10 protein-coding genes are annotated in these 10,621 nt (G+C 57.0%); 9 read left to right on the forward strand and 1 reads right to left on the reverse strand.

Annotated elements, in window-relative coordinates:
- Positions 1 to 90: 90 nt before the first annotated feature.
- The 8 genes from ihfB to MC50_RS17285 all read left to right on the forward strand — a co-directional run bounded on the left by ihfB (position 91) and on the right by MC50_RS17285 (position 8,962).
- Positions 91 to 378 carry an integration host factor subunit beta gene (gene ihfB / locus MC50_RS17250; RefSeq protein WP_004100704.1) on the forward strand — a complete coding sequence of 96 codons (288 nt, stop codon included), beginning with the start codon at positions 91 to 93 and terminating at the stop codon, positions 376 to 378.
- Positions 379 to 587: 209 nt separating this feature from the next.
- On the forward strand, positions 588 to 2,852 hold the full coding sequence (locus MC50_RS17255; protein WP_047664511.1) for a ComEC family protein: 2,265 nt from the start codon (positions 588 to 590) through the stop codon (positions 2,850 to 2,852).
- A 36-nt stretch (positions 2,853 to 2,888) separates the two neighbouring features.
- On the forward strand, positions 2,889 to 4,637 hold the full coding sequence (msbA, locus tag MC50_RS17260) for a lipid A ABC transporter ATP-binding protein/permease MsbA (RefSeq protein ID WP_032688592.1): 1,749 nt from the start codon (positions 2,889 to 2,891) through the stop codon (positions 4,635 to 4,637).
- Positions 4,634 to 5,614, forward strand: coding sequence for a tetraacyldisaccharide 4'-kinase (gene lpxK, locus MC50_RS17265; RefSeq protein ID WP_032688590.1), 981 nt, complete (start codon positions 4,634 to 4,636; stop codon positions 5,612 to 5,614). The genes msbA and lpxK overlap by 4 nt, the downstream gene beginning before the upstream one ends.
- A gap of 55 nt (positions 5,615 to 5,669) precedes the next feature.
- Positions 5,670 to 6,899 (forward strand): winged helix-turn-helix domain-containing protein, encoded by a 1,230-nt coding sequence (locus MC50_RS17270; protein ID WP_032695664.1) that lies wholly within the window; start codon positions 5,670 to 5,672, stop codon positions 6,897 to 6,899.
- A gap of 101 nt (positions 6,900 to 7,000) precedes the next feature.
- A complete protein-coding gene (locus MC50_RS17275) occupies positions 7,001 to 7,183 on the forward strand; it encodes a Trm112 family protein (RefSeq protein ID WP_004860086.1) in 183 nt (60 codons plus the stop codon).
- Entirely contained in the window at positions 7,180 to 7,926 is a 747-nt protein-coding gene (gene kdsB, locus MC50_RS17280) for a 3-deoxy-manno-octulosonate cytidylyltransferase (protein WP_032688588.1), read from the forward strand. The genes MC50_RS17275 and kdsB overlap by 4 nt, the downstream gene beginning before the upstream one ends.
- A gap of 142 nt (positions 7,927 to 8,068) precedes the next feature.
- Positions 8,069 to 8,962 (forward strand): YcbJ family phosphotransferase, encoded by an 894-nt coding sequence (locus MC50_RS17285; protein ID WP_047664514.1) that lies wholly within the window; start codon positions 8,069 to 8,071, stop codon positions 8,960 to 8,962.
- Here the strand turns inward: MC50_RS17285 and elyC are convergent.
- Positions 8,939 to 9,718 (reverse strand): envelope biogenesis factor ElyC, encoded by a 780-nt coding sequence (gene elyC / locus MC50_RS17290; RefSeq protein WP_032688586.1) that lies wholly within the window; start codon positions 9,716 to 9,718, stop codon positions 8,939 to 8,941. The two genes, MC50_RS17285 and elyC, sit on opposite strands and share 24 nt — an antisense overlap.
- Before the next feature lie 121 nt (positions 9,719 to 9,839).
- Between elyC and cmoM the strand changes: the two genes are divergently transcribed.
- Entirely contained in the window at positions 9,840 to 10,619 is a 780-nt protein-coding gene (cmoM, locus tag MC50_RS17295; RefSeq protein ID WP_032695666.1) for a tRNA uridine 5-oxyacetic acid(34) methyltransferase CmoM, read from the forward strand.
- Positions 10,620 to 10,621 lie beyond the last annotated feature (2 nt).

Here is a 10,621-nt window from a genome sequence, read left to right on the forward strand (position 1 = left end):
TTCGTCCTGTAATCAAGCACAAAGGGCGGCTACGGCCGCCCTTGTTTAAAGCAGTTAGCTAATTTTGCCTTGAAGGAAACCGGAGGAATAATGACCAAGTCAGAATTGATAGAAAGACTTGCCAGCCAGCAATCTCACATTCCTGCGAAAGCGGTCGAAGATGCTGTTAAAGAAATGCTGGAACATATGGCCTCAACGCTTGCTCAAGGTGAGCGCATTGAAATCCGCGGTTTCGGCAGTTTCTCTTTGCATTATCGAGCACCTCGCACCGGGCGTAACCCGAAGACCGGCGATAAAGTTGAACTGGAAGGTAAGTACGTTCCGCACTTTAAGCCAGGGAAAGAATTACGCGACCGCGCCAATATTTACGAAGAGTAAGTTTCGCAGAGCCGCGACAACGTACTCCGATGATAAAAAAAGCACCTCTGCGGTGCTTTTTTTATGTCTCTGGTTTGCCCCGCCTCACGGCAGCATCTTCGTTTTGCTGCAACCCCGTAGGTTTTTCGGAAGCCGAAATCCATACCCGCCCGCCGACCGCTGACGACCTTTAGCTTTCACGCGATACTCTCCGTCAACAGGGAGGGGACATGCGTTTATCACAGCTTGCCGGGTGCGTGGTTGTCGGGATCTGCCCACTGTTGTTCTTGCCAGAACTGCCCACACCGCTCACCGTTCAGGTTATTATCGGTGGTGCTATCCTGATAGCGTTTTACCGCTGGGGGCCAGCACGTTACCTGGCTTTGACCATGCTGTTTTTTGCCTGGGGCGTGCTGAGCGCACGTCAGGTGCTGTGGCCGATGCAGGTGCTACCTGGTGGCAACCGGCAGGTTGAGATTAAGCTAACGGCAGTCGAAGGGGAGACCACCTACCAGGGAAATATTCTCCGTTTCAACGGGCAGAGGCTATGGCCAGCGCCAGGGGTGACTCTTTATGGTAACGCGCTGCCTGGCCTGCCATGTGCCGGGCAGCGCTGGAAGATGACCGTTCGTCTTCGCCCCATCCATAGCCAGCTCAACGAAGGGGGCTTTGACGGCCAGCGTTTTGCCCTGGCGCAACATCGTTCGCTAATCGGGCGCTTTACGTCGGCTGAAGCATCAGATCCGACGTGCAGCTACCGCGCACGCTATCTGGCATCGCTGGAACGCACTCTGGACGCTTTTCCCTGGCAGTCGGTGATACTCGGGCTCGGCATGGGGGAGAGACTGGTTGTACCGGGGGATATCAAACGTCTGATGCAGGAGACCGGTACATCGCACCTGATGGCGATCTCGGGTTTGCATATTGCGCTAGGCGCCATACTCGGCGGACTGGTGGTTCGGGGCCTGCAATTCTTTTTCCCGTGCCGATGGATTGGCTGGAGAATGCCGCTACTTGTCGGTCTGGCCTGCGCGCTATTTTATGCCTGGCTGACCGGTATGCAGCCGCCTGCGCTGCGGACCTGCGTAGCCCTGAGCTGCGTGGTGGGCCTACGGCTATCTGCTAAACGCTGGTCGTCCTGGCAGGTCTGGCTCTGTTGTATTGGCGCGATCTTATTTGCCGATCCGCTGGCGGTGTTGTCTGATAGTTTGTGGCTGTCCATCTTCGCCGTCGCAACGCTGATTTTCTGGTATCAGCTGGTGCCGCTGCAGCTGCATGCGTGGCGCTGGCCATGGCGCGAAGTGCTCGCTATAGGCCATCTGCAGCTTGGGCTGATGTTTCTGCTATTGCCGATTCAGATTCTCCTTTTCCACGGCATCAGCCTGACTTCCTGGGCGGCAAATCTGATAGCCGTACCCTTGGTCACCTTTGCGGTTGTTCCCGCTATTCTGCTGGCGATGCTGCTGCATCTCAGCGGGCCTGTCGGGGTTGAAATGACGGTGTGGTGGTTGGCAGACCGACTGCTGGCAGCATTATTCTGGTTTTTGCGTCTGTTGCCGCAGGGCTGGCTCAGTCTGGATTTTCGCTGGGCGGGGCTCAGCGCATTGCCCTGGCTGATGCTGCTGGTATGGCGTTTTCATGCCTGGCGTTCGCTACCGGCGCTTTGTCTTAGCAGTACGCTGCTGCTGAGCTGGCCTTTTTGGCGTCACGGAGTGAAAGATGAATGGCGGGTTACGATGCTGGACGTCGGGCAGGGGCTGGCCATGGTCATTGAGCGGGAGGGGGCGGCAATTCTGTATGATACCGGACTGGCCTGGCCCGATGGCGACAGCGGTCAGCAGATTATTATTCCCTGGCTACGCTGGCATAACCTGCGTCCGGAGGGCGTTTTGTTGAGCCATGAACACCTTGACCACCGCGGTGGTCTCAATTCGCTGCTGAAGGCCTGGCCTGAGCTCTGGATCCGCAGTCCGCTGGGCTGGCAGGGACATCTTCCCTGTCGGCGAGGCGAAAGCTGGCGATGGCGTGGATTAACTTTTCGCGTGCTGTGGCCGCTGCCGGATTCCGGCATGACGGGCAATAACCGCTCCTGCGTGGTCCGTATTGATGACGGAAAGCAGAGCATTCTGCTGACCGGGGATATTGAAATTCCGGCGGAACGGGCAATGATGAGCCACTACTGGCAGCATCTTGCGTCTACACTTATCCAGGTTCCGCATCATGGCAGCAATACCTCTTCTTCGCTGGCACTGTTGCAGCGAACCGGAGGTGCGGCGGCGCTGGCGTCGGCCTCGCGATATAATACCTGGCGTATGCCTGCGGCCAAAGTGGTACAGCGCTACCGTCAGCAGGGCTATCGATGGCTCGATACGCCGCATCAGGGACAAATTACGGTTATTTTTTCTACAGAAGGTTGGCAAATCCAAAGCTTACGAGATCAACTTTTACCGCGTTGGTATCATCAGTGGTTTGGCGAGACCGTGGATAACGGGTAGAATATGCGGCTATTTCAACATAAGCTGGTTTATTGAATGCAGAATGATAAAGATCTCTCCACGTGGCAGACCTTCCGCCGCCTCTGGCCACTTATTGCGCCATTTAAAACCGGACTGATCGTCGCGGCAGTTGCGTTAGTCTTTAACGCCGCTAGTGATACCTTCATGCTATCGCTTCTTAAACCGTTACTGGATGATGGTTTTGGTAAAACGGATCGCTCAGTGCTGCTATGGATGCCGCTGGTCGTGATTGGGCTGATGTTACTGCGTGGCGTCACCAGCTATATTTCGAGCTACTGTATCTCGTGGGTTTCAGGCAAAGTCGTCATGACGATGCGCCGCCGTCTGTTCAGCCACATGATGGGGATGCCCGTCTCCTTCTTTGATAAACAGTCCACGGGTACCTTGCTGTCTCGTATCACCTATGACTCCGAACAGGTTGCGTCATCCTCTTCCAGCGCCTTGATTACCGTCGTGCGTGAAGGCGCCTCGATCATCGGCCTGTTTGTGATGATGTTCTACTACAGCTGGCAGCTGTCGCTGATTCTGATCGTCCTGGCCCCCATCGTCTCCATGGCGATTCGCGTGGTATCGAAGCGTTTTCGTAATATCAGCAAGAATATGCAGAACACCATGGGTCAGGTCACCACCAGCGCAGAGCAGATGCTGAAAGGGCATAAAGAAGTGCTGATGTTTGGCGGTCAGGCGGTAGAAACCAAACGTTTTGATAAGGTCAGCAACAAAATGCGCTTGCAGGGGATGAAAATGGTCTCTGCGTCGTCTATTTCTGACCCGGTTATTCAGCTGATTGCGTCACTGGCGCTGGCATTTGTCCTCTATGCCGCCAGCTTCCCGAGCGTCATGGAAACGTTAACTGCCGGTACCATCACCGTCGTCTTCTCCTCAATGATTGCGTTGATGCGCCCGCTGAAATCGCTGACGAACGTCAATGCTCAGTTCCAGCGCGGGATGGCCGCCTGCCAGACGCTGTTTGCGATTCTTGATTCCGAACAGGAAAAAGACGAAGGCAAGCTGGTTATCGAGCGTGCGAAGGGCAACCTGGAATTCAAAGACGTCACCTTTACCTATCCGGGCCGTGAAACGCCGGCGCTGCGAAATATCGACCTCAACATCCAGGAAGGTAAAACGGTCGCCCTGGTCGGGCGTTCGGGGTCGGGTAAATCGACCATCGCCAGCCTGATTACGCGTTTTTATGATATCGATAACGGTCAGATTCTGCTGGATGGCCACGATCTGCGTGAATACACTCTGGCATCCCTGCGCGACCAGGTGGCGCTGGTGTCGCAAAACGTGCATCTGTTCAACGATACCGTGGCCAACAACATTGCCTATGCGCGCACGGAAGAGTACAGCCGCGAGCAGATCGAAGAAGCGGCGCGTATGGCCTACGCGATGGACTTTATCAGCAAAATGGATAATGGCCTCGATACCGTTATCGGGGAGAACGGCGTACTGCTCTCCGGCGGTCAACGCCAGCGTATTGCCATCGCGCGTGCGCTGCTGCGTAACAGCCCGATTCTGATTCTGGACGAAGCGACATCGGCGCTGGATACCGAGTCTGAACGCGCGATTCAGGCTGCCCTCGATGAACTGCAAAAAAACCGCACTTCGCTGGTCATTGCCCACCGTCTTTCCACCATTGAACAAGCCGATGAAATTGTGGTTGTGGAAGATGGCCGCATTGTCGAGCGCGGTAGCCATGCCGATCTGCTGGAACATCGCGGCGTGTATGCTCAGCTACATAAGATGCAGTTTGGCCAATGATTGCGCGTATCTGGTCCGGTGAGTCGCCCGTATGGCGACTTTTGCTGCCGCTCTCCTGGCTCTATGGCCTGGTGAGCGGGCTGATTCGTCTCAGCTATCGGCTGGGGCTGAAGAAAGCCTGGCGAGCACCGGTTCCGGTGGCGGTGGTGGGGAATCTCACCGCCGGAGGCAACGGCAAAACGCCGGTGGTCATCTGGCTGGTGGAACAGCTCCAGCAGCGCGGTATTCGCGTTGGCGTCGTTTCCCGTGGCTATGGCGGGAAAGCAGCGAGCTATCCATTATTGCTCAGCAATGACACCAGTACCGCGGAAGCCGGCGATGAACCGGTACTCATTTTTCAACGCACCGGCGCGCCGGTTGCGGTCTCACCAGAGCGTCGTGAGGCGGTACAGGCGCTGCTTCATGCACATGATTTGCAGCTCATCATCACCGATGATGGCCTGCAGCACTACAAACTGGCACGGGACAAAGAAATTGTCGTGATTGATGGCGAGCGCCGTTTTGGCAATGGCTGGTGGCTACCGGCCGGGCCGATGCGTGAACGCGCGTCACGTTTACGTAGCGTCGACGCCATCATTGTTAACGGCGGCGTCGCGCAGGCGGGGGAGATCCCCATGCAGCTGCGACCCGGACTGGCGGTGAATTTACGCAGCGGCGAACGGCGTGACGTGGCTTCTTTCGAGAATGTCGTTGCCATGGCCGGGATCGGCCATCCCCCGCGCTTTTTCGCCACGCTGGAAAGCTGCGGCGTCCTGCCGGTAAAAACCGTCGCGCTTGCCGATCACCAGGCATTGACTCAGGCGAGCGTTTCCGCCCTTGTGAACCCACAGCAAACGCTGCTGATGACCGAGAAAGATGCGGTGAAATGTCGCGGGTTTGCCGAATCAAACTGGTGGTATTTACCTGTCGACGCCATAATGACGGATGAACGCGCACAGCAGCTGCTGACGGAACTGGTGACGCTGGCGCAACGTTAGTTCTGCCACGCTCGCTTCAATAACGCTGTGCCGGAGTCCTTTACGGAGAACCTGCATGTCGGTATTACAACTGTCGCTTAAAGAAGCCCGTCATCTCCACCTTGCGGCGCAGGGCTTGCTGAAGAAGCCCCGGCGACGTGCCCGCGCCAGCGATATTCTGCAAACTGTTCAGCAGATGTCCTTGCTGCAAATCGATACCATCAACGTCGTTGCCCGCAGCCCCTATCTTGTGCTTTTTAGTCGTCTTGGTCGCTATCCGCAAAGCTGGCTGGAGGACGCCCTGCGCAGCGGGGAGCTGATGGAATACTGGGCTCATGAAGCCTGTTTCCTGCCCCGTAGCGACTTTGCCCTGGTGCGCCACCGCATGCTGACGCCCGATAATATGGGCTGGAAGTATCACAAGGCATGGATGACGGAACATGCGGACGATATTCAGCTGCTGCTGGAGCATATCGCGCAGAATGGTCCGGTTCGTTCGGCTGACTTTGAACATCCGCGCAAAGGCGCCAGCGGCTGGTGGGAATGGAAACCGCACAAGCGCCATCTGGAAGGCCTGTTTACCGCAGGTAAAGTGATGGTCGTGGAGCGGCGTAACTTTCAGCGGGTGTATGACCTGACGCATCGCGTGATGCCGCACTGGGACGATGAGCGCGATGCGCTGACGCAGCCGCAGGCGGAGGCGTTAATGCTGCGCAACAGTGCCCGGAGCCTCGGCATTTTTCGCCCCCAGTGGCTGGCTGATTACTATCGGCTCCGCCAGCCCGCTTTATCGACGCTGCTGGCGAACTGGCAGGAGGAAGGCATGGTGGTCCCGGTGAAGGTCGAGGAACTGGGCGACATGTGGCTCCACCACGAAGCGCTCGGGCAGCTGGAATCGGCGCCCGGCGGTAAACTCGCCGCCAGCCATAGCGCGGTGCTCTCGCCATTTGACCCGGTAGTCTGGGACCGTAAACGCGCTGAGCAACTCTTCAATTTTAGCTATCGCCTCGAGTGCTACACGCCGGCGCCGAAGCGTCAGTATGGCTACTTTGTTCTGCCGCTGCTGCACCAGGGAAAACTGGTGGGCAGAATGGACAGCAAGGTGCATCGGAAAACCGGAGTTCTGGAGGTTTTTTCGCTGTGGCTGGAAGAAGGGGTCAGGGTCACCTCGGGGCTGGAGAAAGGGTTGCACCGGGCGATTGAAGAGTTTGCTCTCTGGCAGTCGGCTCAACGTATAACCTTCGGTCGTCTGCCGCCGGGGCTTTTCTCTGACCGTCAGCAGGGCTGGGAGATTTCCCCGGCCTGAACAAGGCCAGACCCCGCTCAGCCTTTGCCGCAAACGGATCCCTGAGTTTGCCATCATGTGATATGCTGCTGCGGAATCTATTCGGTCCATCAGGAGGAATCATGGATCACCGTTTACTAGAAATCATCGCCTGTCCTGTCTGCAACGGTAAACTCTACTACAGCCAGGATAAGCAAGAGCTGATCTGCAAAATTGACAGCCTGGCCTTTCCTTTCCGTGAAGGCATTCCCGTCTTGCTGGAAACCGAAGCCCGCGCACTAGCCGTGGGAGAGAGCCATTCATGAGTTTCGTGGTCATCATTCCTGCGCGTTTTGCCTCCACGCGTCTGCCGGGCAAGCCTCTACAGGATATCAACGGTAAGCCGATGATCGTTCATGTTCTGGAGCGCGCGCGCGAATCCGGGGCCGATCGTATTATCGTCGCGACGGATCATGACGATGTTGCGCGTGCGGTCGAAGCTGCCGGCGGCGAAGTGTGCATGACCCGTGCGGACCATCAATCCGGGACCGAGCGTCTGGCCGAAGTTGTTGAAAAGTGCGGCTTCAGTGATGACACGATCATCGTGAATATCCAGGGCGATGAGCCGATGATCCCGCCGGCGATCGTACGCCAGGTGGCTGAGAATCTGGCGGCCAATACCTGCGGCATGGCAACGCTCGCCGTTCCGATTCACGACGCAGAGGAAGCATTTAATCCGAATGCTGTGAAAGTGGTGATGGATGCGCAGGGCTATGCGCTCTACTTCTCCCGCGCCACCATTCCGTGGGATCGCGATCGCTTTGCGCAATCACGCGAGACTATCGGTGATTCTCTGCTGCGTCATATCGGTATTTACGGTTATCGTGCCGGCTTTATCCGTCGCTACGTCAGCTGGGCGCCGAGTCCACTGGAACAGATCGAAATGCTGGAGCAGCTGCGGGTGTTGTGGTACGGCGAAAAAATCCATGTCGCGGTGGCCGAAGTTGTCCCGGGGACCGGTGTCGATACGCCAGAAGATCTGGAGCGCGTGCGCGCAGAGCTGCGTTAATCCGTTCATCCCCTCCGTCGTGAGGGGATATCCTCAAGCTATTTTTCCATACTTTTTCCCCAAATTTTTTGATCTCACCTGATGACATCCCTGCGGCTGGCGCTCATTATAAAACCAGTAGTATTCACAGGGGTAATCAGAGATGGAACAGCTGCGAACCGAACTTAGCCACCTGCTGGGAGAAAAACTGAGCCGCGTGGAGTGTATCAGCGAGAAACCCTCCTCGGCGCTGTGGTCGTTGTATGACGCGCAGGGAAACCCGCTGCCGCTGTTGGCGAGAAGCTTTACCACGCCCGGGGTTGCCCGCCAGCTGGCGTGGAAAATCTCCATGCTGGCGCGCAGCGGTACCGCGCGCATGCCGGTGGTCTATGGGGTGTTGACGCATGAAGAGCATCCAGGCCCGGACGTGTTGCTGATTGAGCGGCTGCGGGGAGTCTCTGCGGAAGCGCCGGCCCGTACGCCTGAGCGTTGGGAACAGCTGCAGGAGCAGATCGTGGAAGCTCTTCTGGCCTGGCACCGGCACGATAGCGGCGGCTGCGTCGGCATGGTGGACAGCACCCAGGAAAACCTGTGGCCGCACTGGTACCGCCAGCGGGTAGAGATGCTGTGGAGTACCCTTAATTTGTATCAGGATACCGGCCTGACGATGCAGGATAAACGGATTCTGTTCCGCGCCCGCGAGTGCCTTCCGGATTTATTGAAAGACTTTAATGATAACTGTGTGCTGGTCCACGGCAGCTTCACGCTGCGCAGTATGCTGAAAGATGCGCGTAGCGATCAGCTGCTGGCGATGGTCGGGCCGGGCATGATGTTGTGGGCGCCGCGAGAATATGAACTGTTTCGCCTGTCCGACGGTGGGCAGGCGGAGCAGCTGCTGTGGCACTATCTGCGCCGTGCGCCGGTGGCTGAATCTTTCCTGTGGCGACGCTGGCTCTATCTGCTGTGGGATGAGGTGGATAATCTCGTCAATACCGGGCGCTTTGACCGCGCCCGGTTTGACCTGGCCGCTAAATCAATCCTCCCCTGGCTCGCCTGAGCTGCCTTTTAACCATTGCCAGAGGCGTCCCAGCGTTTCGTAGCCGACGCGATCGCTGTGCATCAGCCAGACGGGAGAAGGGATCGCCTGTTCCCACGGATTGAGAGGTGACGCGATCGCCAGCTGATTGGCGGGCGCCGGCAGCGGGTTTAGCCCGACATGTTGGAAGAAAATCATCGCCCGGGGTAAATGCGATGCGGAAGTTACCAGCAGGAACGGCGCATCGCCGATGGCCTGTTTCACCGCCTCGGCTTCCTCTTCGGTATCTTTGGGTTTATCCAGAACGATAATTTCGCTGCGCGGTATCCCCAGACTCTCCGCAACTCTGGCGCCGGCTTCTGCCGTGCTGACGGGATTCGTCTTCGCCGCTGCGCCGGTAAAGATGAGTTTCGCGCCCGGATTCTCATACCACAGGCGGATTCCCTCCGTCAGCCGCGGCAGGCTGTTGTTGATGAGATTTGAACTGGGCGCCCACTCCGGATTCCAGGTGTAGCCCCCGCCAAGTACGACGACGTACTGCACGCGCTCTGCATTGCGCCACGTCGGGTATTTATCTTCGATTGGTTTGAGCAAACTATCGGCTACCGGTTGCAGGCTCAACAGCAGCAACAGCAGCCAGCTGAGGCTGACGCAGAGCTTGCCGGTACGCTGGAAACGGCTAAACCACAGTAACGCGATGCCGACCGCCATCAGCAACAGCAGCAGGGGAAGCGGCAGCATCATGCCGCCTAAATACTTTTTCAGTGTAAAAAGCATGCCAGATGGGTCCTTTTTTAACCATATAACCAAAGTTATGTCCGGATCTTATAACAGATCGCTTCATTCTCAGCGTGGGTATGACAAAATAGCGGCTTTGTGTTGGCAGGTGGATCCGTCCGTGAAAGATCGTAATTTCGATGACATGGCTGAAAAGTTTTCGCGCAATATTTACGGCACCACCAAGGGCGAACTGCGTCAGGCCATTCTGTGGCAGGATCTGCAACCGCTGTTGAGCCAGCTGGGGCCTGGGCCGCTTCGGGTTCTTGACGCGGGCGGCGGCGAAGGGCAAACGGCGGTAAAAGTCGCGGAAATGGGCCACCATGTGACGTTATGCGATCTTTCGGCTGAAATGGTGGCGCGCGCCCGGCAGGCTGCTGCCGATAAAGGTGTGATCGACAACATGCATTTTGTACAATGCGCCGCTCAGGATATTGCGCAGCATTTGGAAAGCCCGGTCGATCTGATACTGTTTCATGCGGTGCTGGAGTGGGTGGCCGAGCCGCAGGAGATGCTGCGTACGCTGTGGTCGGTTTTACGACCCGGCGGTGCGTTATCGTTAATGTTCTACAATGCTAACGGTCTGTTGATGCATAACATGGTCGTCGGGAACTTCGACTACGTACAACTCGGCATGCCGAAAAAGAAAAAACGTACGCTGTCGCCGGACTATCCGCGTTCCCCGCAGCAGGTTTATGGCTGGCTGGAAGAGCAGGGCTGGCACATTACCGGTAAGACCGGCGTGCGGGTGTTTCATGATTATCTGCGTGAAAAACGCAAACAGCGCGACAATTTTGCGGCGCTGCTGGAGCTGGAGACGCGCTACTGTCGCCAGGAGCCGTATATCAGCCTGGGTCGCTACATTCATGTCACAGCGCTTAAGCCGCAGATGCAAGGATAAAC

This window comes from Klebsiella planticola (assembly GCF_000783935.2).
GTDB lineage: Bacteria > Pseudomonadota > Gammaproteobacteria > Enterobacterales > Enterobacteriaceae > Klebsiella > Klebsiella planticola.

Coding starts and splice junctions, on each gene's coding strand:
- elyC (WP_032688586.1), bottom strand. CDS start 9,718: ATGCTTTTTACACTGAAAAAGTATTTAGGCGGCATGATGCTGCCGCTT.
- lpxK (WP_032688590.1), top strand. CDS start 4,634: ATGATTGCGCGTATCTGGTCCGGTGAGTCGCCCGTATGGCGACTTTTG.
- MC50_RS17285 (WP_047664514.1), top strand. CDS start 8,069: ATGGAACAGCTGCGAACCGAACTTAGCCACCTGCTGGGAGAAAAACTG.
- MC50_RS17275 (WP_004860086.1), top strand. CDS start 7,001: ATGGATCACCGTTTACTAGAAATCATCGCCTGTCCTGTCTGCAACGGT.
- MC50_RS17270 (WP_032695664.1), top strand. CDS start 5,670: ATGTCGGTATTACAACTGTCGCTTAAAGAAGCCCGTCATCTCCACCTT.
- ihfB (WP_004100704.1), top strand. CDS start 91: ATGACCAAGTCAGAATTGATAGAAAGACTTGCCAGCCAGCAATCTCAC.
- kdsB (WP_032688588.1), top strand. CDS start 7,180: ATGAGTTTCGTGGTCATCATTCCTGCGCGTTTTGCCTCCACGCGTCTG.
- MC50_RS17255 (WP_047664511.1), top strand. CDS start 588: ATGCGTTTATCACAGCTTGCCGGGTGCGTGGTTGTCGGGATCTGCCCA.
- msbA (WP_032688592.1), top strand. CDS start 2,889: ATGCAGAATGATAAAGATCTCTCCACGTGGCAGACCTTCCGCCGCCTC.